The organism is Variovorax sp. GW821-FHT10B04 (genome assembly GCF_059415645.1).
The window spans coordinates 328,952-354,556 of the sequence record NZ_JBWKNQ010000001.1 but is presented as its reverse complement, the minus strand read 5'-3'; the positions used below and the strand labels follow the sequence as shown (position 1 = coordinate 354,556).

The 25,605-nt window shown below is 68.1% G+C and carries 22 protein-coding genes; 9 read left to right on the top strand and 13 right to left on the bottom strand.

The window, feature by feature from the left end; translation table 11 throughout:
- Positions 1 to 96: 96 nt before the first annotated feature.
- On the bottom strand, positions 97 to 1,293 hold the full coding sequence (gene metC, locus AC07PZ_RS01705; RefSeq protein WP_495293267.1) for a cystathionine beta-lyase: 1,197 nt from the start codon (positions 1,291 to 1,293) through the stop codon (positions 97 to 99).
- Positions 1,294 to 1,399: 106 nt separating this feature from the next.
- Here metC and AC07PZ_RS01700 point away from each other — a divergent pair, with 106 nt between their 5' ends.
- Positions 1,400 to 1,864, top strand: coding sequence for an Lrp/AsnC family transcriptional regulator (locus AC07PZ_RS01700; RefSeq protein ID WP_495293266.1), 465 nt, complete (start codon positions 1,400 to 1,402; stop codon positions 1,862 to 1,864).
- Here the strand turns inward: AC07PZ_RS01700 and AC07PZ_RS01695 are convergent.
- The 5 genes from AC07PZ_RS01695 to AC07PZ_RS01675 are packed head-to-tail and all read right to left on the bottom strand — an operon-like array spanning position 1,852 to position 6,119.
- The gene (locus AC07PZ_RS01695; RefSeq protein ID WP_495293265.1) at positions 1,852 to 2,694 is read right to left on the bottom strand and encodes an IclR family transcriptional regulator; all 843 of its coding nucleotides are present in this window, start codon (positions 2,692 to 2,694) and stop codon (positions 1,852 to 1,854) included. The genes AC07PZ_RS01700 and AC07PZ_RS01695 overlap by 13 nt on opposite strands.
- 39 nt (positions 2,695 to 2,733) lie before the next feature.
- Positions 2,734 to 3,459, bottom strand: coding sequence for an aspartate/glutamate racemase family protein (locus AC07PZ_RS01690; protein ID WP_495293264.1), 726 nt, complete (start codon positions 3,457 to 3,459; stop codon positions 2,734 to 2,736).
- Complete coding sequence (locus AC07PZ_RS01685) at positions 3,456 to 4,349, bottom strand: ABC transporter permease (RefSeq protein WP_495293263.1); 894 nt, start codon at positions 4,347 to 4,349, stop codon at positions 3,456 to 3,458. Before AC07PZ_RS01685 ends, AC07PZ_RS01690 begins: the two co-directional genes overlap by 4 nt.
- Before the next feature lie 4 nt (positions 4,350 to 4,353).
- The gene (locus tag AC07PZ_RS01680; RefSeq protein WP_495293262.1) at positions 4,354 to 5,130 is read right to left on the bottom strand and encodes an ABC transporter ATP-binding protein; all 777 of its coding nucleotides are present in this window, start codon (positions 5,128 to 5,130) and stop codon (positions 4,354 to 4,356) included.
- Positions 5,131 to 5,144: 14 nt separating this feature from the next.
- Positions 5,145 to 6,119: an ABC transporter substrate-binding protein gene (locus tag AC07PZ_RS01675; protein WP_495293261.1), complete on the bottom strand. Its 975-nt coding sequence runs from the start codon at positions 6,117 to 6,119 to the stop codon at positions 5,145 to 5,147.
- Between the two features lie 298 nt (positions 6,120 to 6,417).
- Here AC07PZ_RS01675 and AC07PZ_RS01670 point away from each other — a divergent pair, with 298 nt between their 5' ends.
- The 8 genes from AC07PZ_RS01670 (at position 6,418) to AC07PZ_RS01635 (ending at position 17,201) form a co-directional block, all read left to right on the top strand.
- Positions 6,418 to 7,269, top strand: a complete 852-nt coding sequence (locus AC07PZ_RS01670) for a helix-turn-helix transcriptional regulator (protein WP_495293260.1) — start codon at positions 6,418 to 6,420, stop codon at positions 7,267 to 7,269.
- Positions 7,270 to 7,425: 156 nt separating this feature from the next.
- Positions 7,426 to 9,639, top strand: a complete 2,214-nt coding sequence (locus tag AC07PZ_RS01665) for a TonB-dependent siderophore receptor (RefSeq protein WP_495293259.1) — start codon at positions 7,426 to 7,428, stop codon at positions 9,637 to 9,639.
- On the top strand, positions 9,626 to 10,549 hold the full coding sequence (locus AC07PZ_RS01660; protein WP_495293258.1) for a PepSY domain-containing protein: 924 nt from the start codon (positions 9,626 to 9,628) through the stop codon (positions 10,547 to 10,549). Before AC07PZ_RS01665 ends, AC07PZ_RS01660 begins: the two co-directional genes overlap by 14 nt.
- On the top strand, positions 10,546 to 11,694 hold the full coding sequence (locus AC07PZ_RS01655; RefSeq protein ID WP_495293257.1) for an ABC transporter substrate-binding protein: 1,149 nt from the start codon (positions 10,546 to 10,548) through the stop codon (positions 11,692 to 11,694). Before AC07PZ_RS01660 ends, AC07PZ_RS01655 begins: the two co-directional genes overlap by 4 nt.
- On the top strand, positions 11,691 to 12,806 hold the full coding sequence (locus AC07PZ_RS01650) for a FecCD family ABC transporter permease (protein WP_495293256.1): 1,116 nt from the start codon (positions 11,691 to 11,693) through the stop codon (positions 12,804 to 12,806). Before AC07PZ_RS01655 ends, AC07PZ_RS01650 begins: the two co-directional genes overlap by 4 nt.
- Positions 12,803 to 13,630: an ABC transporter ATP-binding protein gene (locus AC07PZ_RS01645; protein WP_495293255.1), complete on the top strand. Its 828-nt coding sequence runs from the start codon at positions 12,803 to 12,805 to the stop codon at positions 13,628 to 13,630. The genes AC07PZ_RS01650 and AC07PZ_RS01645 overlap by 4 nt, the downstream gene beginning before the upstream one ends.
- Positions 13,627 to 15,435 (top strand): ABC transporter ATP-binding protein, encoded by a 1,809-nt coding sequence (locus AC07PZ_RS01640; RefSeq protein ID WP_495293254.1) that lies wholly within the window; start codon positions 13,627 to 13,629, stop codon positions 15,433 to 15,435. Before AC07PZ_RS01645 ends, AC07PZ_RS01640 begins: the two co-directional genes overlap by 4 nt.
- Positions 15,432 to 17,201, top strand: coding sequence for an ABC transporter ATP-binding protein (locus AC07PZ_RS01635; RefSeq protein WP_495293253.1), 1,770 nt, complete (start codon positions 15,432 to 15,434; stop codon positions 17,199 to 17,201). Before AC07PZ_RS01640 ends, AC07PZ_RS01635 begins: the two co-directional genes overlap by 4 nt.
- Before the next feature lie 18 nt (positions 17,202 to 17,219).
- Here the strand turns inward: AC07PZ_RS01635 and AC07PZ_RS01630 are convergent, their stop codons facing one another.
- The 7 genes from AC07PZ_RS01630 to AC07PZ_RS01600 all read right to left on the bottom strand — a co-directional run bounded on the left by AC07PZ_RS01630 (position 17,220) and on the right by AC07PZ_RS01600 (position 25,555).
- The gene (locus AC07PZ_RS01630) at positions 17,220 to 18,446 is read right to left on the bottom strand and encodes a PepSY-associated TM helix domain-containing protein (RefSeq protein WP_495293252.1); all 1,227 of its coding nucleotides are present in this window, start codon (positions 18,444 to 18,446) and stop codon (positions 17,220 to 17,222) included.
- A 5-nt stretch (positions 18,447 to 18,451) separates the two neighbouring features.
- Positions 18,452 to 20,998 carry a TonB-dependent siderophore receptor gene (locus AC07PZ_RS01625; RefSeq protein WP_495293251.1) on the bottom strand — a complete coding sequence of 849 codons (2,547 nt, stop codon included), beginning with the start codon at positions 20,996 to 20,998 and terminating at the stop codon, positions 18,452 to 18,454.
- 123 nt (positions 20,999 to 21,121) lie between these two features.
- Positions 21,122 to 22,123 carry a FecR family protein gene (locus AC07PZ_RS01620; protein WP_495293250.1) on the bottom strand — a complete coding sequence of 334 codons (1,002 nt, stop codon included), beginning with the start codon at positions 22,121 to 22,123 and terminating at the stop codon, positions 21,122 to 21,124.
- Positions 22,124 to 22,166: 43 nt separating this feature from the next.
- Positions 22,167 to 22,640 carry an RNA polymerase sigma factor gene (locus AC07PZ_RS01615; RefSeq protein ID WP_495293249.1) on the bottom strand — a complete coding sequence of 158 codons (474 nt, stop codon included), beginning with the start codon at positions 22,638 to 22,640 and terminating at the stop codon, positions 22,167 to 22,169.
- A 127-nt stretch (positions 22,641 to 22,767) separates the two neighbouring features.
- Positions 22,768 to 23,409, bottom strand: a complete 642-nt coding sequence (locus tag AC07PZ_RS01610; RefSeq protein WP_495293248.1) for a GntR family transcriptional regulator — start codon at positions 23,407 to 23,409, stop codon at positions 22,768 to 22,770.
- 124 nt (positions 23,410 to 23,533) lie between these two features.
- A complete protein-coding gene (locus AC07PZ_RS01605; RefSeq protein ID WP_495293247.1) occupies positions 23,534 to 24,532 on the bottom strand; it encodes a Bug family tripartite tricarboxylate transporter substrate binding protein in 999 nt (332 codons plus the stop codon).
- Positions 24,533 to 24,568: 36 nt separating this feature from the next.
- Positions 24,569 to 25,555 (bottom strand): quinone oxidoreductase family protein, encoded by a 987-nt coding sequence (locus tag AC07PZ_RS01600; RefSeq protein WP_495293246.1) that lies wholly within the window; start codon positions 25,553 to 25,555, stop codon positions 24,569 to 24,571.
- Positions 25,556 to 25,605: the final 50 nt, after the last annotated feature.

Genomic DNA, 25,605 nt, shown 5'->3' with positions numbered 1-25,605 from the left:
TGATGCGGGACCGTTTGGACAAGAACAGGTACCGCGGTTAGCATTTGCACATTATCCAATAACTTGCTCATAGTGCAACAAACATCATTGTTCGAATCAAGACCGGCATGCGCTGCTTCGCGCCGGCGAGAAGACATGCAGTGCGCGCCGCATGTCTTCGCAGAGTTCGTCGGCGTCCTCGAGCCCCGCGTGGATCCGCACGAGATAGCCTTCCTGAGGCCAGAGGCCGGACGTGCGGAACGGGCGTCCGACCGGAAGTGCCAGGCTCTCGAAGCCGCCCCAGGAGAGGCCGATGCCGAACAGCCGCAGACTCCGAAAGAAGGCCGCGATCTCCGTCTTGTCCTCGCTGCGCAGCACCAACCCGAAAAGGCCGCTTGCGCCCAGGAAGTCGCGTTGCCAGAGCGCGTGCTGGGGATGCGATGGCAACGCGGGATGCAGAACGCGCAGCACGGCCGGATGACGCTCCAGCATCTGCGCCAGCCGCATGCCGGTTCGCCAGTGCTGGCGCATGCGAACGCCCAGGGTGCGGATTCCTCGCAGTGCGAGATACAGGTCATCGGGGCCTGCGGTTTCACCGAAGTCGTGCGCGCTGGCTGCGAGCAGCGGCCACGTCGCCTCGTTGGCGGTGGCAACGCCCAGCAGGGCATCCGAATGGCCCACGAGGTACTTGGTGGCGGCCTGGACCGAGATGTCCACGCCGAGTTCGAAGGGCTTCAGATAGAGCGGCGACGCCCACGAGTTGTCCAGCACGACGCGGGCACCCGCAGCATGGGCTGCGTGTGCGATCGCGGGAATGTCGCTGATCTCGAAGCTCAGCGAACCTGGCGACTCGAGGAAGACGGCACGGGTGCGCTCACGTATCCGGTGTGCCGGGAGACCCGCCGTGGGATCGAAGTATTCGATGTCCACGCCCAACCGGGGCAGGACGCTGTCCGCAAACGCACGCGTCGGCCCATAGACGTTGTCGGTCATGAGCACGTGATCGCCGGTCCCCACGAGGCCCAGCAGTGCATGCGTGCAGGCAGACAGGCCCGATGGAAAGACCAGGGACCGGTGCCCGCCTTCGAGCTGGGCCACGGCCGACTCGAACGCGCGCGTGGTCGGCGACCCGAAGCGGCCGTAGTGCGCATACGGGTTGCCGCCTGCGCGCGCGGCCTCCCAACTCTCGAAGCTGTCGACCAGGATGGTCGACCCGCGATAGATCGGTGTGTTCACGAAGCCTGCGCATGCGGCAGGGTCTCGGCCCGTGCGAACCAGCAGCGTGTCGGGGTGGATTGGAGGCTCTTGCGTCATGCCTTGATGCTAGGTACGCGACCTGCGAATCGGCATGCGCATTCATGGCGCGCGGCAGGGATGTGGTGGAGGCCGTTGCGTGAAATCGCGGATCAGGAGAACCGACATGCTCGACCGGTTTGACAGGGCGATCCTGGCGCGCCTGCAACGGGATTCGACCGTTGCCATGAGCGAGCTTTCAGCAGCCGTCCACCTGGGCGCGAGCGCCGTGTGGCGGCGTATCCAGAAGATGGAAGAGAGCGGCGTCATCCGTCAACGCGTGGTGCTGCTCGACAGCGCCAAGCTCAACCTGGGCGTGACGTGTTTCGTCTCGATCCGCACCGGCCGGCACGAGCTGGACTGGCTGGCCGCATTCCGTGCGGCCATGAGTCTCATCGAGGAAGTCGTGGAGGTCCACCGGCTCTCCGGCGACACCGACTACCTGCTGCGTGTGGTGGTGCCGGACATCGCGGCCTACGACGCTGTGTACCGCCGCATCATCGAGCTGCCCGGCCTGCAGGACGTGAGCTCGAGTTTTGCGATGGAGGAGATCAAGTACTCCACCGCCTTGCCGCTGCACTACGCGGGTTGAGGCGAATCGGCGCCGGTCCAGCCGAGCGCGCGCGAAACCAGTGTGGTGGTGGCGGTGAGCTCTTCCGCAAGCGGCCCCTGGGTGGCCGAGCCGCCGGGCAAGCCGCGGAAGAGCAGTGTGATCACCGCCGTGACGTCGCCCTGGTAATCGAAGACGGGCGCCGCCATGGCCGAGACGCGGTCGACGTAGTGGCTCAATTCCTGCGCAAGGCCGGTCGCACGGACCTGATGGCACATCGATTCGATGGCGCGGGTGTCTGCCGTGCGTCCCTGGCGCGACGCGGCTTCCGCCTCGGCCTTCACGAAATCGGCCGTCATGCTCTCCGCCAGGTACGCAAGGAAGACATGGCCCGTCGCCGACGTGAGAACCGGGAACACGGAGCCCAGGCCCAGATCGGTGCCCAGCAGCAGCTTGCTGCGCCGCATGCGCACGCAGGTGGGGCCACGGTCTCCCCAGACGCAGAGCAGTCCGGTCAGGTCGAGCCGCTCGCAAAGCGCATCCAGCGCATGGGCGGACACTTCGACGAAGTCGGTCTTGGTCATCGCCGAGATGCCCCAGCGCAGCGCCTGCGGACCCAGGCCGTAGCGCCCGCTGGCGGCATCCTGATAGACGAGGCCCGACTTGGCGAAACTGGTGAGATAGCGGTGCGCCTGGCTGGGGGAGATTCCGGCCAGCCTGCCGACCTCGCCCAACGGCAATGCCTGCGCGGCGCCTGCCAGCGCATCCACGACGCGCATGCCCACTTCGACGGATTGGATGCCCTTGCGTCCCTGGGCTGCTGAACTCGTCCGTGGGGACTTGGCGATGAGTTTCTTCTTTTCGGTGACCACGCGATTACTTCTGGATGAGCGACGACGTGGGTGCCGACGCTACCTTGCGCCGTCGCCGGGGATGCCTGCCGCCGCCAGCGCGGCGGCGGCGTGCAGCCAGGCCGTGTCGTAGCAGGGCAGGGCCAGCAACGACGGCCGGGACAGCAGCAAAGGCAGTTCCGTGCAGCCCACGATGACGGCTTCAAGGTGTTGGGCGCGCATCTTAGCAACAAGCTCCTGCACGTATCTGCGCGAGTCATCGAGCAGATTCCCGTGTGTGAGTTCGTCGATCACGATCGCATGCAGGCGTTCCCGGTCCGGCCTTTCGGGAGGGATCACTTCGATGCCGAAGCGCTTGCCGATCCACTGCGCGTAGAAGCCGTCCTCGGTCACGTGCCGGGTGCCGATCAGGCCCACGCGCCGGCGCCCGTCCTTGCGCAGGGCCGCGCCCGTCGCATCGGCGATGTGCAGCAGCGGCAGCCCGACGGCGGCCTCGACCTGTTCGGCCACCCGGTGCGCGGAGTTGGCGGTCAGCAGGAAGAATTGCGCACCGGCGGCCCGCAGGCCCTGGCCGGCCCGGGCGATCGCAGCCGCGACGTCGTCCCAGCGCTGAGCCGCGCCCGCCTGCAGGAGGGGCTCGAAGTCCAGGGAATGGATCAGGCAATGCGCGCCGTGGTGTCCGCCGAGCCGTGTTCGCGCGATCTCGTTGAGGTAGCGGTAGTACAGCGCCGTGGACTCCCAGCTCATGCCGCCGACGAGTCCGATCAGTGGCGTGGCCGCGCTCACGTGCGCAGCGCTCCGGAGCGGCGCGCCAGGCCGGGCAGGGCCAATGCGGCGATGACGAACAGGCCGGTGAGAAGCTTCAGGTCGGAGGGGTTCAGCCCTGTCGCCAGCGTCAGCGACACCAGTTGGTAGTACGCCAGCGACCCGACCACCGGCGCGCACACCTGCCGCGCCACGGTATGCCGGCCGATGAGGGCCTCGCCCAGGATCAGCGATGCGAGTCCGTTGACGACCACTCCGAATCCCATGGTGACATCGGCGTAGCCCTGCTGCTGCACCAGCAGCGCACCGCCGCCGGCGACGATCGCGTTGGCCAGCGCGAAACCGCCGATGACGAAGCGGCGGGAACGGATCGCCAGCGCAGGCGCCAGCTTGTCGTTGGCCCCGACGCAGCGCAGGGAAAGACCGATCTCGGTGCGGAAGAACCAGATGAGTGCAAGGACCATCAGGATCGCCAGGACCGCGAGCACGGCGACCTGAACGCCATTCGATTGCAGGATGCCTTCCCAGATCGAATCGAACACGTTGGCGCCAGGCACCGTGGGGCTGTTGGGCTTGCCCATGATCCGGAGGTTGACGCTCCACAGCATGGTGGAGACGAGGATGCCCGCGAGCAGCGAATGGATGCGGAAGCGCAGATGCAGCCAGGCCGTCGCGGCGCCTGCCAGCGCGCCGGCGGCCAGGGCGAGCGCCGTGGCGCCGTAGGGGCTGAGGCCTGCCGCAGTGGTGGCGGCGACCATGCATCCGCCGAGAGGGAAGCTGCCTTCGCAGGTCATGTCGGGCAGCGCCAGTATCCGGAACGGGATCATGATGCCCAGCGCCACGGTGGCGTAGAGCAGGCTCTGCACGATCGTGATCGGGACGAGATAGAAGAAGCTCGTGAGTATTTCCATGGTGTCAGCTCAGCATCATTCGGTCGTCTGCGATGTGGAAGCGCTCGACGAGGGCCGCGACCGTGAGGCCGCTCTTTTCACTGGACGAGAGGTCGACGCGCACACGGCCGCTGGCCAGCATCACCACACGCGATCCGTACTCGAGCGCGTGCGCCATGTTGTGCGTGACCATCAGCGTGGTCAGCTGCCGGGCCTCGACCAGCCGGCGTGTCGCGTCCATCACGAGGGCGGATGTCTTGGGGTCGAGCGCCGCGGTGTGCTCGTCGAGCAGCAGCACCTGAGGCGACTCGAGTGTCGCCATCACCAGCGCCAGTGCCTGGCGCTGTCCGCCCGACAGCGTGCCGGCCAACGCGCCGAGCCGGCTCTCCAGCCCCAGGCCGAGCTCGGCGAGTACCTCGCGGTAGCGCGTGCGCCGCTGTGCCGTCAGCGCGCTGCGCCATCCGCGGCCCTTGGCCCGCAACTCGGAGAGCACGAGGTTCTCCTCCACGCTCAGCAGTGGCGCCGTGCCGATCATCGGGTCCTGGAAGACCCGCGACACCAGCCTTGCGCGCTGGTCCTCGCGCAGCCTCGTCACATCCCGCCCTGCGATGGAAATCGTTCCGGAATCCGGCAGCAGTGCACCGCTGACGAGATTGAGCAGCGAGCTCTTTCCCGCGCCGTTGCCGCCGATCAGCGCGACGAATTCGCCCGCGCCCACGGAGAGCGAGGCGCCGTCGGTGGCGATCTTCTCGTCGGGGCCCTGGCGATTGAAGGTCTTGCGCAGTTCACGAAGCTCGATCATGGGAGCCGCCGCGGTCATTCGATCACGCAGTTGCAGTCCTTGAGCGCGGCCGGCAGCGTCAGCCCCAGCGCCTTGAGCCGGACCGCGCTCACCATCGGCACGTGGTCCGCCGCGGCCGGCTTCCAGGCCGGCAGGTTGCGTGCGTCCGCACCCTTGAGCAGCTGCGCCGCGATCTTTCCTGCCGCTTCTCCCGACTGGCCGAACGACACGGCCATGGCGCCCAGTGCCTGGTGCTGCTGGACCATCTGCGGAATCGTCGAGATGACGGGCATCTTCATGCGGTCCGCCGTCGCGGCGATGACGGCCGTGCCCTGCTGGATCCGGCCGGAGGCCACCGGATAGATCGCATCGGCCCGGCCCATGGCCGACTGCACGCGCTGCGGAAGTTCGGATGGGTTGTCGACGCCGAGCTTCACGATCGTCACGCCGTACTGCCGGGCGGCCTGGTCCATGCTGTCCAGCGCGATGGTCGAACTGTCGTCCCCCGTGTCGTAGAGGACCGCCAGCCGCTTCAGGTCCGGGACCAGCGTCTTGAAGAACTTGAACACCACTTCATAGTCGAGAGCCACGGACGAACCCGTGAGCAACGGCGCGCCCGCGGTCCAGCTCGGCACCAGTTTGGCATGGACCGGGTCGGCGATCGGCGTGAAGACGATCGGAAAGGTGCGCGTCTTGAGTTGCTGGCTGGCCATGACCGACACCGGCGTTGCGATCGTCACCATCAGGTCGGGCGAGGCACTGGCCAGCTTGTTGAGCATCTGCGGGATCAGCGCGCGATCGAAGTTGACGTTGGTCTCGTCGAAGCTCACGGTTTCGCCTTCCTTGAAGCCCCCGCTGGCGAGCCCCTTCTTGAAGCCGGCGATGGTCTCGTTCAGCGTGGGATGCGGCCCCCAGCCCGCAATGGCGACTTTCTTGACCTGTGCGGCCGCGGGTAGCGCCAGCAGGGCCACGCAGCCAAGAACCGTGAATAACTTGCAAGCGGTCGTCATCGAACTTCTCCGTGTTGAGATTTGGACTATAAACAATTGATTGCACAAGATGCAACAAGCATGCCGACATAAGCTTCCTCGTTTTCCCTCGTTGGATTTCTCTCGCGCTGCGGCATGGATGAAGGATCCGGGTGCTGCGTCCGTCGCGGCCCCGCATGGGTGCGCCGCACCGTTTGCTGGCATCGCCGGGTTCACGAGCAAGCCGGACAGCGCACGCGGTCATCGACTGTGGGCATGCGCCGCCGTCTGGATGGACTCATACAATTGAGAATTATTCTCAATTGAAACGGATTCGTCGATGCTTTCAGCCAACTGGTCGCGGCGCTTCGAGGCCGACATGACGATGTCGGCCGAATCCATCGTTCCGCGCGAGCTGCTGGAAGTGCGGGCGCCCGTGTTCCAGGGCCTGCAGGTCATCGTCTCGCTCAATGGCAAGCTGCGCGGCGGCGTCAACGGCCGCGCGCCCTTCGACATCGACGGCTCCGGCGCCTATCTCGTGCTCGCCACCGGCGAGCACGAGGGCTATGACCGTTTCGAGGCCGGAACGCTGCAGCGCTTCGTCAAGGTCGGCCTGGACGCCCACAGCGCGCAACGCCACGGATTCGATCTCGACGACCTTGCGCGCAGCGGTGGAACGCAGTTGTGCGGCAGCGATGTCCTGGTGCTGCGCCAGCCGCTCACGCCGGCACTGCGTGCGATCGCGACGCAGATCCTGGCCTGCCCGTTCCAGGGGACGCTGCGCGACGTCTACCTCGCCGGCAAAGGCCTGGAACTGACGGCGACGGCCATGGAACGGACTTTGGCCGGCGCCGGAAAGCCGCAAGGCTGCCTCGCCGGTTTCGACGTGGACCGGCTCTGGCATGCGCGCGAACTCGCCACGCTGCGCTACCAGGACCCGCCGACGCTGCATGCGCTGGCACGCGAGGTCGGCATCAACGTGAAAAAGCTCACCGCCGGCTTCCGGCAGCTCTTCGGCCTCAGCGTGTTCGAGTACGTCCAGCAACTGCGCTTGCAGGAGGCCTATCGGATGCTGTCCACCGGCAGCTATTCGGTATCGGAGGTCGCCACCTTCGTGGGCTACACGATTCCCCATTTCTCGACGCTGTTCCGAAAGCGCTTCGGGATGTCTCCCAGCGTGCTGACGGCCTGATGCCACGGCGCGTGCGGCGCTGCCGCCGCGACGTTCGCTCGGCACATGCGAAATGCCGAAAAACGAAAGAGATCGCGCCGCTGGCGAAAGCGCGAATGATGGCGAATTCCTACATTCGTTGAGATTAATTCTCATCCATTCAAGAGGAGTTCGTTCATGCCGCTTCCCGTTCCACCGCCTGCTTCCCGGTACTTCGTCTCGCGGCGGTTCGGCATCGCACCCGTGTGCCTGGCGGTTGCCGTTCTCTGCACGGAAGCCGGCGCGCAGACATCGACTACAGGCACGACGCTCTCGACCGTCACGGTGACGGAGCAGGCGGCCAAGGACCGGCCCACCGAACTGACGGATTCCTACACCGCGTCCGGCACCACCGTGGGTTCCAAGATGCCCGCCACGCTGAAGGAAACGCCGCAGTCGATCTCGGTGATCACGCGCCAGCGCATCGAGGACCAGAACCTGTCGACGCTCGACGAGATCATGGCGCAGACGCCTGGCGTCACGGTCGACCTGTCGGGCACGGCGGTGATCCCGACCTATTACTCGCGCGGTTATCCGGTCGACTACTTCCAGTACGACGGCGTGCCGATCCAGACCGGCGGGGCGTCGTGGAGCCAGCCGGACATGGTGATGTTCGATCACGTCGAGATGCTGCGCGGCGCGGCCGGCCTGTTCAACGGTGCGGGCCAGCCGGGCGGCGTCATCAATCTCGTGCGCAAGCGGCCGGCGAGCAAGCAGCAATTCTCGGGTTCGGTGGGCCTGGGTTCATGGAACACGCGCCGCACCGAGCTCGACTTCAGCACGCCGCTGAACTCGTCCGGCTCGGTGCGTGCGCGCGTGGCCGCGTCCTACGACAAGGCCGACTCGCACGTCGACTACGCCAACAGCGAGCGCACCTCGGTCTACGGCGTCATCGAGGCGGACATCACGCCGACCACGACGGTGTCGCTCGGCGCGGGCTACCAGAAGCGCCACTGGCTGCCCGCCATGATGGGCTTGCCGCGCTACAAGGACGGTGGCGACCTGGGCCTGCCGCGCAGCACCTTCCTGAGCACGCCGTGGACGCACTGGAACTTCGAAAGCACGCAGGTGTTTGCCGACGTGGTCCACCAGTTCGACAGCGACTGGCAGCTCAAGCTCAGTGCCGTGTCCGACCACGAGACCAGCGACCTCAAGTACGCCTACGTCACGGGCGCGATCGATCGCACGACGCTCGCCGGCGCGACCTTGGCCGGCGGCGCGAATGCCTACGACAACCGGCAACTGGCGCTGGACGCGAACCTCACGGGCGCGTTCCAGGCCTTCGGCCGGCGGCATGAAGTGGTGCTGGGTGCCAACTGGTACGACCGCCAGGCCGATTCGCAGGGCGGCCGGCTGACCGGCTTCGGCGGCACCGCGGTCGACGTGTTCAATTTCAACCCGTCCGCGATCGCCGACCCCGGTGATCCGGTCTGGACCAGCAGCAGCCGCACCGACACCACGCAGCATGGGCTGTACGGCGCCGCGCGGCTCAAGCTTGCCGACCCGCTGACCGTCGTTCTCGGCGGCCGCTTCAGCTGGTGGGACACGCAGACGCGCAACCTGCTGACCGACCGCGTGACCACCGACTACCGACAGAAAGGCCGCTTCACGCCGTATGCGGGCGTGGTGTACGACCTCGACCCGACCTGGGCGCTCTATGCGAGCTATGCCGACATCTTCCGCGTGCAGAGCAATTACCGGGACGCGGACGGCAATGGCCTGCCACCGGTGATCGGCGCGAACTACGAGGCCGGTATCAAGGGCGCGCTTTACGGCGGTAAGCTCAACACCTCGCTCGCGGTCTTCCGCATCGACGAGAGCAACCGCGCGGTGCAGGTCTCGCCCACCGTGATCGACAACTGCTGCTACGCGACCAACGGCAAGGTGCAGAGCCAGGGCTTCGAAGCCGAAGCTTCGGGGCAGTTGCTGCCGGGCTGGCAGATCGCCGCGGGCTATACCTTCAACACCAGCAAGTACAAGCAGGACGCGACCTACCAGGGCCAGTCGTTCCGCAGCTTCTCGCCCAAGCACATGCTGCGCCTGTGGACCAGCTACCGCTTGCCCGGCGACTGGAACGCCTGGGACGTCGGCGGTGGCGTGAACGTGCAGAGCGCCACCTACAACGAAGGCGGAACGCCGAAGGTGCGCGTGACGCAGGCCGGCTATGCGGTCGCCAGCCTGCGCGTGGGCTATCGCATCAACGCCAACTGGTCTGCCTCGCTGAACATCGGGAACCTGTTCGACAGGACCTACTACACGCGCCTTGGCAGCGCGAGCTTCGGCCCGGCCAGCTTCGGCAACGTGTACGGCGAGCCGCGCAACACGCAGATCACGCTTCGTGCCAAGTTCTGACCGGGCACGCGCGCGCCAGTCGTGGCGCCAGGTCCACCTGTGGGTCGCGCTCACGGTGGGATTGGTCCTGGCCTTGCTGGGCCTGAGCGGATCGCTGCTGGTGCTGCGAGCGCCCTTGCTGGAGTGGGAAGTCGGCACGGCTGCCGTTCGGTTGCAGGCGCCACCGCCTGCCGGCGCCTCCTATGCGGCGCCGGACGACTGGAAGCGCGCTGCGAGCGAGGCCTATCCGCAACTCGTGCGCGTGATGGGCGCCGCCGCACCGCGCAAGGGCTTCCTGTCGTCCGAGAACGCCTTGGTCTTCGGTCCGGTACAGGGGCGCCGGGCGATGGGGATCGCGATGGTCGATCCCTACACGGCCGCGCCGCGGGCCTTCTTCGTGTTCGACGATCTGCTGCTCGCGAAGGTGGTGGCGCTGCATCGCGCGCTGCTGCTGCCGCCGCCGATCGGCCAGCCGCTGCTCGCGCTCAGCGGATTCGCACTGCTGATCTCACTGGGCACCGGCGCCTGGCTCTGGTGGCCCCGCAGCCTGCAGTGGGCGCGCTGGCGTGCCGCACTGGTCGTGCGCCGGCACAGCCGCGGACTGCGCTTCTGGCTCGAGCTGCACAACGTCGCGGCCGCGTATCTCTTCCTGCCGCTGCTGCTGCTCACCCTGACCGGTGTCTGGCTGGCGCGCCCCGGCTGGTTCGACTGGCTGGCCGGCGCCGGCTTCAAGCCGACGGCCGCCTCGCTGCATGCCGAACTGATGCTGGGCACGGCCGGCCAGGCCATCGTCTTCCTGGCGGGGCTCGCGCTGCCGCTGCTGTACGTGTCCGGCCTCGTGATGTGGTGGCGCAAGCGCGCTGCCCGGCGCCTGGCCGCGCAGTCTTCCTCTTCCGCATCTTCTGCCATCACCCGGATACCGAATCCATGAACTTTCTCTTCCGCAGATCGAAAGCGGCATCGCGCCGCTGGTGCGCCGCATGGCTTGCCGCCGTCCCGTGCGCGATGTGCGCTCCTTCCATGGCGCGCACCGTGCACGACGTCGCCGGCCGCAGCGTGACCGTGCCCGACCATGTGGAGCGGGTGCTGCTCGGCGAAGGCCGCCTGATCTACACCATGGCGTTGCTCGAGGGGCGGCACACCTTCGACCGCGTCGCCGGCTGGCAGGGCGACTTCCGCGGTCTCGACGTGCAGGGCTATGCCGCTTTCGCCAGGACCTTCCCGCAAGCCGATCGCGTGCCGGTGGTCGGAGGAACTTCCTCGGAAACCTTCAGCGTCGAGAAGGCCTTGTCGGTGCGGCCCGATGTCGCCTTCATGGCGGTGTCCGGCGGCCACGGCCCTACGCCCGACAGCGAAGCCGTGCGCCAGCTGCAGGCCGCCGGCGTGCCGGTCGTGTTCGTCGATTTCAGCAACCATCCGCTGGCCCACACCGTGCCGAGCCTGCGCGTGATGGCCGAAGTGCTGGGCCGGCAGCGCGAAGCGCAGGACTACATCGACTTCTACGAGCAGCAGATCCGTCGCGTCACCGAACGCGTCGCGGCTGCGGCGGCACGCCCGGGGTTCACCCGGCCATCGATCTTCATCGACATGCTGGCAGGCCTGCGCGATTGCTGCGGGTCGCCGGGCAAGGGCAACTTCGGCGAGATGGTCGCGCTGGCGGGCGGCGACAACATCGGCGCCGATCGCATCCCCGGCCCGATCGGCAGCCTGAACCTCGAGTACATCCTCGCGCGCGATCCGCACGTCTATGTGGCGACCGGCGTGTTCGCGGCGGGGCAGGGCGGCGTCACGCTGGGTTATGCGGCCACGCCGGCGCAGGCGCGCGGCAGCCTGCGCGCAGTGGCGATGCGCCCGGAAACGCGCGAGCTGCCGGCCGTGAAGGCCGGCCGGGTCCATGGCCTGTGGCACATCTTCTATGACTCGCCCGAGCATGTGATCGCCGTGCAAGCACTCGCCAAGTGGCTGCATCCGGCGTTGTTCGCCGACCTCGACCCTGCGCAGACGCGCGTCGAGCTGTACCGCCGCTTCATGCCGATTCCGCTCGGCGGCGTGCTGTTCACGGACCTCGCGCCATGACGGGGGACCGTGCGCTGCCATCCGCTGTCGTGGCTGCCGACACCGCCGACACCGCCGACACCGCCGGATCGGCCACGTCGGCCTGGCGCTATCGCCGGCGCCATGCGCGCAGGGCCCTGCTGGTGATCGCATTGCTGCTCGCCGTGTGCCTGTCGGTTGCGGTCGACATCGCCACCGGGCCGTCGGGCATGGGGCTGCGCCGCCTGTTCGAGGTGCTGTGGAATCCCGACGGCGTGACCCGCGTGGAGTCGGTGATCGTCTGGAACGTGCGGCTGCCGTACGCGCTCATGGCGGTGCTGGTCGGCGCCGCGCTGGCATTGGCCGGTGCCGAGATGCAGACCGTGCTGGCCAATCCGCTGGCCAGTCCGTTCACGCTCGGGATCTCGGCGGCGGCATCGTTCGGCGCGGCGATGGCCATCGTGCTCGGGCTGGGCATTCCGGGCGTGCCGGCGCAATACATCGTGTCCGCCAACGCCTTCCTGTTCGCGCTGGCTTCGGTTGCGCTGCTGTACGCCCTGGCGCGCTGGCGCGGCTTCGGTGTCGAGAGCCTGGTGCTGTTCGGCATTGCGCTGGTCTTCACCTTCAATGCGCTGGTGGCGTTGCTGCAGTTCGTGGCCAGCCAGGACACGCTGCAGCAACTGGTGTTCTGGACGCTCGGGAGCCTGGCGCGCGCCTCGTGGGACAAGCTGGCGATCCTCGCGGTGCTGTTGGCCGTGCTGTTGCCGGGCGCGCTGCGCCAGAGCTGGGCGATGACGGCGCTGACGCTCGGCGAGGAGCGCGCGCGCAGCTTCGGTGTCGACGTCGGCCGGCTCCGACTGTTCTCGCTGCTGCGCATCAGCCTGCTGTCGGGTGTGGCGGTGTCCTTCGTTGGCGTGGTGGGCTTCATCGGCCTGGTCGCGCCCCACATCGCACGCATGCTGGTCGGCGAAGACCACCGCATGCTGCTGCCGGCGTCCGCGCTCGCCGGTGCGCTGATCCTGTCGCTGGCTTCCATCGCGAGCAAGACGCTGGTCGACGGCGTGCTCGTTCCCGTCGGCATCGTGACGGCGCTGGTCGGCGTGCCGTTCTTCATGGTCATCGTGGCGCGCACACGCGGGGCGGGCTCGCAATGAGCGCGTCTGGCGACGGGCTCGAGGCGCGGGATCTGCGCATCGGCTACGGCGGGCAGCCGGTACTCGGCGGCATCACGCTGCCGGCCCTGCGTCCCGGCACGGTGACGGCGCTGATCGGACCGAACGCCGCTGGCAAGTCGACCCTGCTGCGCGGGCTGGCGGGCCTGCAGCGCATGCAGGGCGCGGTCTGGTTGAACGGCATCGACCTGACGCGGCAGCCGGCGAGCGTGCGCGCGCGGCAACTCGTCTACCTGCCGCAAGCGTTGCCGACCCGCTCCCGGCTCGCCGTGTTCGAGGCGGTGCTGGCTGCCGCCATGGCCGGCCGCGCTGGCCCCGGGTGGCTCGGCCGGCCGGCCGATGCGGGTGCGCTGGATGCCGTGGAGGCGGTGCTGGCGCAGCTCGGGCTGGCCGGCCTGTCGGACCGCTGCATCGATGCACTGTCCGGCGGACAGCGCCAGCTGGTGGGGCTGGCACAGGCGCTGGTGCGCCAGCCGGCGGCCCTGCTGCTCGACGAGCCGACCAGCGCGCTCGACCTCTATCACCAGTGCCAGGTGATCGACACGATCGTGCGCGAGACGCAGCGGCGGCAGCTTGTCACGCTGGTGGTGCTGCACGACATCAACCTCGCGCTTTCCTGTGCCGACCAGGTGCTGGTGCTGCACCGCGGCCGCCTCGCCGCCGCGGGGGTACCGAGCGAGGTGATCGACAGCGATCTTCTGGCGTCGGTCTATCGCGTGCGCGGAACCCTGCAGACGGTCCGGGGCCGTGCCGTCGTGACCATCGACGGTGCCGTCCCGGCCAACGATCCCGAAGGAACATGGTGACCCGAGCTTCTTCCTCTTTCCCTTCCGGCACACCGGATGGCGCCGCGGCCGAGCCGATCGGCTTCGGCGCGATGATCGCCATGGCACCCGGTTCGCTGGGCCTCGCGATCGCGGCGGCGGTGCTGTCGGCGGCGCTGAGCCTGGTGCCGTTCTGGCTGCTCTACCGCATCGCATCGGCGCTGCTCGCGCCGGTTCCCGATCGAACGCTTGCGCTGCGCATGGCCGAATGGGCGTTCGGTGTCTTGCTGCTGCGCTGGGTGCTGATGGCGCTGAGCCATGGCGCTGCGCACATCGGTGCCTTCTCGGTGCAGCGCCGGCTGCGGCTGGCGATGGCTCGCCGGCTCGGCGAAGTGCCGATGCGCTTTTTCGCCGGCCGCGGCAGCGGCGCGCTGCGCCGCACGTTGAACGACGACGTCGATGGCATGGAAGGCTTTCTCGCGCACATGCTGCCCGATGCCGTCGCCGCGGCTGCCGTGCCGCTGTTCGCCGCCGCGCTGCTGTTCGTCGTCGACTGGCGCATGGCACTTGCTGCACTGCTGCCGTTGCCGTTCGCGCTGCTGGCGCAGGCCGTGCTGACGCGGCGTTCCAGCGCACGGATGGCCGAATGGGGCGAACTGCAGAAGCGCATCGCCAACCAGCTGGGCGAGTACGTGCGCGGCGTCCAGGTCGTGAAGGCCTTCGGCCTGTCGGCACGCTCCTTCGCCGACCTCGCGGCGTCGGTGCATGCGGCCTCGGCCTGGGTGGCCGGCTATGCGCGGGGCAGTTCGGCCGGATGGGTGCTGTTCTCCGGACTGCTGTCGGCGAACCTGATCGTGGTGGCGCCGGTGGGCGCCTGGCTGCATCGGCAGGGCACGCTCGATACGCCGACCTACGTCCTGTTCCTGCTGGTGGCGCCGGCGATCCTGCTGCCCCTGCTGCGGCTGACCTTCGCACTGGGCGAGCAGATGCATCGCCGCGAAGCGCTGGTGCGCATCAATTCGATATTGACCGCGCCGACGCTGGCCGATCGCGCCGATGCACGCATCCCGTCGGCACCGCTGGACATCGTGTTCGACGACGTGCGGCTGCGCTACGGCGACCGCCTGGCATTGGACGGCGTCGGCTTTCAGGCGAAGGCCGGCTGCTTCACCGCGCTGGTCGGGCCGAGCGGATCGGGCAAGAGCTCGCTCGCGCGGTTGTTGCCGCGCCTGTACGAAGCCGAATCCGGCGCCGTGCGGCTCGGCGGCACCGACGTGCAGGACTGGCCGCTGGACGCCTTGCTGGACACCGTGGCCGTGGTGTTCCAGGACGTGCACCTGTTCCACGCCAGCGTGTGCGACAACCTGCGCATGGGTCGGCCCGGCGCGCCGATGGAAGACATCGTTGCGGCGGCGCGTGCCGCGCGGGCGCACGACTTCATCACGGCCCTGCCGCAGGGCTACGACACGCTGCTGGGCGAGCGCGGCGCGCGGCTGTCCGGCGGTGAGCGCCAGCGCCTGTCGATCGCGCGCGCACTGCTGAAGGACGCGCCGGTGCTGGTGCTGGACGAGGCCACGTCCTATGCCGACGCGGAGAACGAGGTGCTGATCCAGCAGGCGCTCGCAGCGCTGTGCCAGGGCCGAACGGTCCTGATGATTGCGCACCGGTTGCAGACCGTCGTCGCCGCCGATCGGATCGTCGTGCTGGATGCGGGGCGCGTTGCCGGGCAGGGCACGCACGACGAGCTGCTGCGCGATTGCGCGCTGTACGCCCGGCTGTGGCGTGACCACGAAGAAGCCAGCCACTGGTCGCTCGGGGCCGCCGGCACGATGGGAGGCCGCGCATGATCCGCGAACTGTTCCAGGCCGGCTTCCGGCTCTCGGGCACCCGCGACGCGCGGCTGCTGCGTGGGCTGCAGCTCGCGGCCGTCGAGGGGGCGCTGTCGGCGGCGCCCTATCCCTTGCTGTACCTGCTGCTGGCCGACGTGCTCGCAGGGCGGGTTGACCTGCGGCGCACGCTGATGTCGAGCGCCGGCATGGCGATCTGCCTGATCGCGCGAATGGCGGTCGGCGCAAGTGCCATGCCGCTCATCTTCACCGGCGCCTACGCGATGATGGGAGAGGCGCGGCTGCGGCTGGCCGACCATCTGCGGCATCTGCCGATGGGCTGGTTCGGCCGTATCCGCAGCGGCGATCTGGGTGCCCGGCTGACCACCGACCTCGAGTTGGTGGAGAACGTCTGGTCGCACTTCCTGGGCGTGTTCGTCGCGGGGCTCGTCATGCCGCTGTTTCTGCTGGCTTTCCTGGCGTGGCTCGACTGGCGGCTGAGCCTGGTGGTGCTGGCGACGCTGCCGCTGGCGGTGGCCGCGCTGGCCTGGAGCCAGCGGCTGATGGCGCGTGAAGTGCCGCGCCTGGCGCAAGCCAATGCACACGCGCAGTCGGAGCTGCTCGACTACGTTCAGGGCATCGCGATCATCCGCAGCTTCGGCCGATTCGGCGAAGCCTGGCGACGGCTCGAAGCGGCGGTCGACGCGCAACACGCCGCGGCGGTCCGCATCGAGACCCGGCCGGCACCCTGGGTCGCGGCTTTCGGCTTCGTGCTGGAAGCCGGCTTCGCGCTGTTGTTGCTCGCGGGGCTGTGGTGGCTTGGCCGTGGCGAATTGACGCCACAGGTGCTGATCGCCTTCGCGGTGTTGGCACTGCCGATCCACCGCCAGGTCTTCGACCTCGGCGTGGCGACCGCGTTGCTGCGCTTCGCGCGCCGGGCGATGCACCGCATCGAGGCCGTGCTGGACGCACCGGCCATGCACGAGCCGGCCGTGCCGCGGACACCGGCAGGCCACGACATCGTGCTCGACGGTGTCGGCTTTCGCTATGACGAGGATGACGGCGGCGCACCGGATGCCGTCGCCGGCAGTGCGCTGCACGGCATCTTCTGCACGATCCCCGCGGGCGGATTGACCGCCATCGTCGGCCCGAGCGGCGCCGGCAAGAGCACGCTCGTGCACCTCATCGCGCGGCTGTGGGATGTGGGGCAGGGCGCGATCCGCATCGGTGGCGTCGATCTGCGGGACATGGGGCGCGACGTGCTGCATCGGCATGTCGCGGTGGTCGGGCAGGACGTCGTGCTGTTCGCCGGCACGGTGAGCCAGAACATCCGCATCGGCCGGCCCGATGCCACGCAGGCGCAGGTGGTCGATGCCGCGCGCCGGGCGCAGGCCGACGCCTTCATCAGCGCGCTGCCGCAGGGTTACGACACGGTGATCGACGAGAGCGGTGCGTCGTTGTCGGGCGGCGAGCGCCAGCGCATTGCCATCGCACGCGCACTGCTCAAGGACGCGCCCATCCTGCTGCTGGACGAGGCGACCGCCAGTGTCGATCCGTCGGCCGAGGTGGACATACAGCGCGCGCTGAACGCGCTGGTGTCCGAGCGGACCGTCGTGGTGATCGCGCACAGGCTGCGCAGCGTGCGGCATGCCGACCGCATTCTGGTGATGGACCAGGGGCGGCTCGTTGCGCAAGGCCGGCATGAAGAGCTCATCGCCCAGGCCGGGACCTATGCCCGGCTCTGGACGCAGCAGGAGCGCGCGAGAAGCTGGCGGCTCGGTGGATAGAGTGAGAGTGCGGCGCACTCAGGCCGCGGGACGACGCGCCATCCCGGCCAGGACGCGCGCCGCACCGGACCTTTGCCTCGCGCGCCGCTTCCGGGCCCAGATGATCACGCCGGTGACGCTCAGCATGGCGACGGCCAGGCCCGTGATGGAGATCAGGATGCGCCCGGGCGGACCCAGGATGCGGCCGGAATGCAGCGGGAGCTGCGCTTGCATGAAGACGTCGCCTGCGCTTCCGCTTCCCGGCACTTTGCTGCTCACGATCCCGCCCGTGACGCCATCGAGATAGATCCAAGGGTTGCCCATGCCGTCGTCCGAGCCGTCGTGCTCGGCCGCAAAGAAACTCACGCCGTAGATGCCGAATCGGTGGGCATAGAAGATCTCTCCGGGCGGGGCGTTCCAGCCGAGCGTGCGCACATGGTCGACCGCCCATGCGATCGCCTGCTCCCTGGTCAGTGCGGGCTCGATCGGTGCCTGGATCCCCGCAGGCCGGCGGACCTCGAAAGGCGTCGGCGTCACGGTCGAGAAGAGCGAGACCACCGGCTTCATCACTTCACGCCCGAGATTGAGCGACACCGACGTCACGGCGAGCATCAGCAGGATTCCCCAAAGCCAGACGCCGCCGGATCGGTGCAGGTCGAAGTTCAGTCTGACGCCCCCCTGGCGCAGTCTGAACGCGAAGGACTTTCGCCAGCTCTTCGCGTTCGGAAAAGACACCCACAGCGCCACCAGGCAGTCGAAGATCCATACGGCCGAGACGATGCCCATCACCCAGACGCCGAAGTCGATGCCGAACCCCTTGGGGATGTGCAGCGTGTAGTGCAGCTTGTAGAGGAACGGCAGCAGGTTCTCGCGCGACAGCGAGATCTGCCCCCACTGCCGCGTTCCCTGGATGGTGCCGGTCGCCGGATCGATGGCCACCTGATTGAAGCCGAGGCGGAACGGCGCGCCGGTCGCGGAATCGATGCGTGGCGCAACGCCCAGCATCACCGTGCGGCCGGCTTCCGGATGCAGCGGCACATAGCTGACGCGCAGTCGCGCGTCGGCCGCCTCGAGCCGTCGCGCCAGGTCGAGCGGTGTCATGGGCGCAGCCGTCGTCGGACCGCGGGCCTTGAAGAGTTGCGGGTTGAGCCACTCGTCGAGTTCGTGATCCCATGCGATCACCGCACCGGTCAGGCCGGCGACGAACAGGAAGGCCGCGATCAGCAGCCCCATCCAGCGGTGCAGCGTGACCAGGAGCGGTCGCATCGCGCTCAGAACCGATAGTTCATCGTGAGCGTCACGCTGCGCGGGTCGCCGTAGACGTTGCTCGGGAAGGTGATGCTGCCGGTGATCGCGTTGTAGTAGACCTTGTCGAACAGGTTGTTGATGTTCAGGCGGAGGTCGAGCCTGGGCGTGGCCTGGTAGCCGATCATCAGGTCGGCGACGGCGTAGCTCTTCTGTTCCACGCGATAGGCGACGCCGCTGCTGGTTCCCTCGTTGTAGATCGTTCCTTGCCAATAGACCGAACCGCCGATGCGCCAGCGCTGCCAGTCGCCCGTCAGGCGGTAGGTGCTCGAGAACTTGAAGAGCTGGCGCGGCGTGTCGGTATCGAACAGCTGGCCGATGTTGAGCGGGTTCGCGTCCTTGCGGTAGCGCGCGTTCGTGTAGGTGTAGCCGGCCCCGATCTGCCAGTTCTCGGACACCGCGCCCTGTGCTTCCAGCTCGACGCCCTGGCTGCGAACCAGGCCGGCCGCCGCGTAGCACACCTGGCTCGGATAGCCGCTGCAGGCGGTCTGGTCGCTGAGCTTGTACGCACGGTTCGCCTGGTCGAGGCGGAACAGCGTCGCCGAGGTGTTCAGGGCACCGCCGAAATACTCGCCCTTGATGCCGATCTCGTAGTTCTTCCCCTTGATGGGGTCCAGCAGCTGTTGGTTGGCATCCAGGTAGTTCTGCGGCTTGAAGATGTCCGTGTAGCTCGCATAGACCGAATGCCGGCCGTCGATGTCATAGACCAGCCCGGCGTACTGCGTCAGGTTGTGGTCGACGCCGTACTGGTTGTGGGTGACGGACGACGGCGTGTTGGCGGCGAAGTTGGCATAGGCGTAGACGGCGTCCTTGTAGTCGTACCAGTCCAGGCGCGCCCCGAGAATCAGCTTGAGCGGGTCGGCGAGCTGCAGGCGCGTGGTCGCGTAGATGCTCTTCTGCTCGATGTTCGAGTCGAGCCAGTTGCGCAGCGGAATATCGGGTTTGGCGACGGCGCCGGACGTCCAGGTGGAGGGGTCAAGCCCGCTCACCAGGATGGAACCCTGGCGCGTGTTGCCGTCGAAGTCGACCTTGCGGTAGTTGCCGCCGATCACCAGGTCGTGCTTGCGGCCCAGCAATTCGAAGGGTCCGGACGCATAGAAGTCGTAGCTGTCCTGCTTTTCCTTGTGGAGGTTGCGCGAGGCGTACTGCGTGTAGTTGCCGGTGAGCACGTTCATGCCGATGTAGTCGCCCAGCATGTCCAGGCCGGCACTCGAATGGTAGGCCGACAGGTGCAGTCGCCAGTCGTTGTCGAAGCGGTGTTCGATGCCGCCGTACAGGGTCGTCGTGGACTTGTTCCAGTAGTCCCAGGCGTTGGCCAGCGAGGTCGAGCGCGGCAGGTGCAGGTCGCTGCCGTCCCTTGCCACGGGCAGGCCGGTGAAGCCATTGCCGTCCAGGTTGTCTTCCTGGCGCGACGCGCTCAGCGTCAGCAGGGTTCGCGCGTCGATGTCTTTCTCCAGGATGCCGTAGAGCAGCTTGCGGTTGCTCTGCTGACCATCCTTGTAGCTCTTGTTGTCCTGGTACGCGCCCACCACGCGGCCACGCAGGCTGCCGTCGGCATCGAGCGGGCCCGAGGCGTCGATTTCCGTGCGGTAGCGGTCCCAGTTGCCGGCGCTCTCGGTGATCGACACCTGTGCCTCTTTCGTCGGGCGCTTGCGCACGAGGTTGATGGCCGCGGCAGGGTTGCCGGCACCCGTCGCCAGGCCCGTGGCACCACGCACGATCTCGACGCGGTCGTAGATGGCCATGTCCGTCTGCAGCAGATCCTGGCTCAGGTAGGAGCTGTCCAGGCTCACGGGAAGACCGTCGTACATGACGTTGTCCACCGTCATGCCGCGGGCATAGAAGGACGAGCGTTCCGGTCCGAAGCGGCGGTAGGTGAGTCCCGGTGCGCTTTGCACCACGTCGGTGACCGAGGCCAGGCCCTGGTCTTCGATGCGTTGCCGGGTCATGACCGTCACCGCTTGCGGCGTCTCGCGCATCGACAGGTCCAGGCGGGTCGCGGTGTTCATCGAACGCGTGGTGTACGAGCCGGTGTTTTCCGTGGTGCCTCTGCCGTCGCTGTCGGCGGTCACCGTGACGGTCGGCAGTTCCTTGGCGCCGGCCTGCGGCGCGTCGGGCAGCTTGCGGATCGAGATGGTGTCCGGGCCGCTGCGGACCGATGTCAGGCCGCTGTCGGCCAGCGCGCGCTCCAGGGCCTGCTGAAGCGTCAGCCTGCCTTCCAGCGCGGGGGCGTTCTTGCCGGACAGCAATGCACCTTCGGCGCCGATCGCGACGCCCCATTGGCGCGACAGCGCACTCAGGGTCTGGGCCAGGGGTTGCGCAGGCAAGAGCACCTGCAGCGGCGCGGTCGAGGCCACGGACGCGGTCTGCGCGAACGCGCCATGCGGCGCCGCCAGCAGCGCCAGAGCGGCGGCGCATGCGAGGGCGACGGCGCCCAGGGCGTGCGAAGAAGGAGCGCGGTGTGCGGTCGGGCGATGCGGCGCAGGGCAGGCGCCGGCGGTGTGTTGGGTCATGAAAAGCTCGTCTTCCGGGTTGGTTCGAGCGGAAGACCAGCGAGCGGCCTCAAACCTGACAAAAGAAATGCAACTCGATGTATCCGTCATGGCGCGCCCCTGGACGCGCTCCGGGAACGACGGTTACTTCAGCAGGACGGTGACCGCGCCGCCCGGGTCGCGCTGCACCCGCACGGGAAGAATGTCGGGCAGGCCGTTCAGAAACGCTTGCGGATTGCGAAGCGGAAAACTTCCGCTGAGCCGCAGCGCCTGCAGGCCCGGCGCCGTGCCGAGGCTCAGCGGTTGCTGGAGATAGTCGTTCCATCGGGCGATGGCTTCTGGCAGGCGCGTGTTGTCGAACACCAGCCAGCCGTGGCGCCAGGCCCCGACGTCGGCAGCGCGCACGGACATCAGGGCGCCGAGTCCCTGCGCGTCGCATTCGATGGCTTCGCCGGCGCCGAGCGTGATGGCGGGGCTGTCGGTCCGGTCCTCCGCGGCCAGGCCGGCTCCCCTGCTCGGCCAGACCGCCACGCGGCCCTCGGCGACCGCGACCCGCATGTGCCCGTCACGGGCACTCACGCTGAAGGTGGTGCCCAGCACCTGCACCCGGCCCCAGGCGGTGGTGACCGTGAAGGGCCTCTGCGCGTCGGTGCTCACCTGGAACCGGATCTCGCCCGAATCCAGTCGAATCTCCCGGCGGTCGCGGAAATAGCTCACCGCACCGCGGGTGAGTGCGGCCACGTCGAGTTCGGAACCGTCGGGCAGCCGGTGGTTGAGCATCTGTCCGCGGTTCGTGCCGAGCGCCAGGCGGTAGACGGCCTGTTGCCAATACCAGCGCCCGGCGACGCCCACCGCCGCCGCCACGCCGCCGAACCCCAGCACGTTCCCGATGAAGCTGCGCCGCGCCCGCCGTGCATCGGCCTGGCTGCGCGGCAGGGCCACGCTGTCCTTGAATCCGCTGCCGTCGGTGCTGTCCCACAGGCGCTGTGCGGCCTCGATGGCCGCCGCGTGGACCGCATCCGTCGCGTGCCAGTCCATCAGTTCCCGCCTGGCGGCCGACGCGGCCTCGGGGCGCGCCTTGTGAACGCGGCCGATCAGCAGCAGCGCGTGTTCGACCATCCGGCGCGGGGGAGCGATTTCTTTCATTGCAGCGAGGGCCGATGTGACCACGAAAGGGCAGGCGGCATGGTCATCGCGCCCGTGAAGGTGAAAGGCCTGCGCAGTCCAGGATGCCGCGCATCACGTGCCGTTCGATGGCGACCTCGTTCAGGCCCATGCGTTCGCCGGCTTCCGCGTAGCTGTAGCCATGGATGCGCACGAGGATGAAGACGTCGCGGCGCTTGCGCGGCATGGCGCCAAGGCGAGCGATGAGGCGCTCCAGCTGCTGGCGGGCGATGGCTTGACGCTCGACCGATGGCACCTCGTCGACCGCCACCAGGCTCAGCGTGTCGAGCATCCGCTGCTCGGCGGCACGGCGCGTGGCGATGGTGGCGAGGATGTTGCGGGCCGCGTGGTACAGCAGCGCCCGGGGTTCATGCACGGTCTTGCCGGAGCGCTGCAATGCATACACGCGCGCATAGGCTTCCTGGACCACGTCCGCCGCGCCATCACCCGCATTGCGGGTGAAGTAACGTATCAATTCTCTGTAATAGCGCTCGGGCAACAGACACCTCAGCCGGTGTGAAACAGGACGGCCCCGGCGGCTGAGATGTGGCGGTGGCTGATCTTCGGCGGGGAAAGTCCGATTGTAAGGAGGGCGTTCCGGCTGCCGGTGGCGGAAAAACCGGTTCCTATGGCTCCACGACCGGCGTCGACGGATCGAAATTGGCGAGCAGGCGGCCGCGCCCCGCATGCACGTGGCGCTCGGCCGCGGCACGTGCGCGCGACCGGCTGCCCGCGACGATGGCGTCGAAGATCGCGCGGTGTTCGATGTTCGAGCGGCGCATGTTGCCCGGCACGTTGAAGTACTTGCGCCGAACGAGGTGCAGCTCCTTCACGTAGTCGTCGTAGGCCTGGTGCGCCCGCTGGTTGTTCGACAGCACCAGCACAAGCGCGTGGAACTGCAGGTTGAGCTCGTAATAGAGCGTGCCGTCCGCCGCGTCGCAGGCCGCGTCCATGCCGTCGAGCAGGTCCTGCATCTGCTGGCGGCGCTCCTCGGTCAGGTGTTCGCAGGCACGGTCGGCCGCGAAGCCGAAGACCAGCGCACGCAGGTCGTAGATCTCCAGCATCTCCCGCAGCGACAGCTGGCGTACGAAGACGCCGCGATTGGCCACGGCCGTGACCAGGCCCAGGCCGGCGAGCACCTTGATGGCTTCGCGGATCGGACCGCGGCTGGTGCCCATGCGCAGCGCGAGCGAGGCTTCGTTGAGCCGCTCGCCCGGCTTGAATTCGCCCGTGTAGATCAGCTCCTTGAGCTCGGTGACGATGCGCACCGAAAGGCCTGCTCCCCGGGGGCTTGAAGAAGTAGTGGGCATGAACAATCGTAGTTCAAACCACGGCCGGCGCATCCGCGCACGCCGTCAGCCGAAGGGCCTTCCGCCGGCCTTCACTCGACCTTCACTCTACCTTCACGTTCGCGCTCTTGACCAGCTTGACCCAGAACATGCCGTCCTCGGCGAGGAAGCTGCCGAACTGTTCGGGCGAGCCCGAAATCGAGACCTCGGTGCCGTCGCGTGCCAGCGAAGCCTTGACCGACGGCTGCTGCATCGCGGCGATCGTGGCCTCGTAGATCCTGCGCACCACGGCCGGCGGCGTATCGACCGGCGCGAACATGCCGTACCAGAACTCCAGGTTGTATTCGGGCAGCCCGGCTTCCTTCATGCCCGGCAGGCCGGGCACCAGCGGCGAGCGTTCGCGCGTGCTCACGGCAATGGCCCGCAGGCGCCCGCCGCTGGTCATGGGCAGCACGGACGGCGAGGTGCCGAAGGTCAGCTGGGTGTCGCCGGCCAGCACCGACTGGATCGCCAGGCTGCCACCGCGAAACGGGATGTGCGTCATCTCCACGCCGGTGACCTGGCTGAACAACGCCGCGCCGAGATGCGGTGCCGATCCGTTGCCCGATGTCGAATAGTTGAGCTTGCCCGGATCCTTCTTGGCCGCCGCCACGAGGTCCGCCACGGAATTGATGCCGGTGGCGGGGTTCACGGCCAGAACCAGCGGCGACGTCGTGATCTTGGTGATCGGCCGCAGGTCGCGCGCCGAGTAGGCCAGCTTCGGATTGAGTGCGGGATTGACCGAGATGCTGCTCGGGCTTGCGATCAGCAGCGTGTAGCCGTCGGCCGGGGAGTGCGCCACGATGTCGGCCGCGATGCTCGAACCGTTGCCCGGCTTGTTGTCGACCACCACCGGCTGGCCGAGCGCCTTGCCGAAGGCGTCGCTCATGGCGCGCGCCACGTAGTCGGCCGCGCCGCCGGGTGCGAAGCCGACGACGAGCCGGATCGGCTTGCTCGGGTAGGCCGCAGGCTGCGCGAAGGCGGCGCAGCACATGGCGCCCATCGCGACGGGCACGAAGGGTATGAGGGCCGCGAGCGACCTGGCGGTCTTCCGGAAAATCATGGCGTTGTCTCCTGTTGTTGTGATGCCGCCGCGCGTTCAGGCCGCCGCCTGTATCCGCAGGACGATCTTCCCGACGTGGCTGCCGGCTTCCATGCGCGCCTTGGCCTGCGCGAGATGCGGAAAGTCGAACACCCGATCGATCAGCGGCTTGACGAGCCCGGCCGCGAAGTGCGGCAGCATCCGGGCCGCGAAGCCCGGCACGGCGGCGGCGCGCTGCGCCTTGCTGCGCAGCTTGTTCGACACGCCGAACAGCGTGAGGCGCTTCGCATGCAGGGCCGCGAGGTCGAGGTCGGCATGGACCACGCCGTCCACATAGCCCACGGTGGCCAGCCGGCCCTCGAAGGCCATGGCGCGGATGTCCTCCGCGAAGACGGTGCCGCCGACGGTGTTGATGACGAGGTCGGCGCCGTGCTGCTGCGTCGCCTCGATCACGCCGGCTGCGAAGTCCGGTGCACGCGTGCAGATGGCGACGTCCAGCCCGAGCGGCTTCAGCATCGCCAGCTTCTCGGCCGAGCCCGAGGTGCCGATGACCTTCGCGCCCAGCACCTTCGCGAGCTGGAGCGACGCCACGCCCACGCCGGACGAGACGCCGTTCACCAGCACCCATTCGCCGGGCTCGATGCGGCCCTGCAGCACCAGCATGTCGTACGCCACCAGGAAGGTCAGCGCGACGCTGGCCGCTTCGTCCCATGACAGTTTGTCGGGCACCGCCATGGCTTCGGCTTCTTCCATCAGTGCGTATTCGGCGAAGGCGCCGGCGCACCGGCCCATGACGCGGTCGCCGGGCTTGAAGGCCGTCACACCGTCGCCGACGGAAACGACCTCGCCGGCACCCTCGCCGCCGATCGCCTTCCAGCTGCCGGCCGCGCCGTGCAGGCCATGGCCCGAGACGAACTCGCCGCGGTTGAGCGATGCGGCCTTCATGCGCACCAGCAGTTGTCGGGCGGCCGGCTGCGGCACGGGCGTGTCGCGTATCTCCAGCAGCTGGGCGTCCTCGCTCATCTTCATCCAGTACGACTGCATCGCATCTCCTCGTTGTGGTGGTCCATGTGTGGCCGGCGCCGGACGGGCGA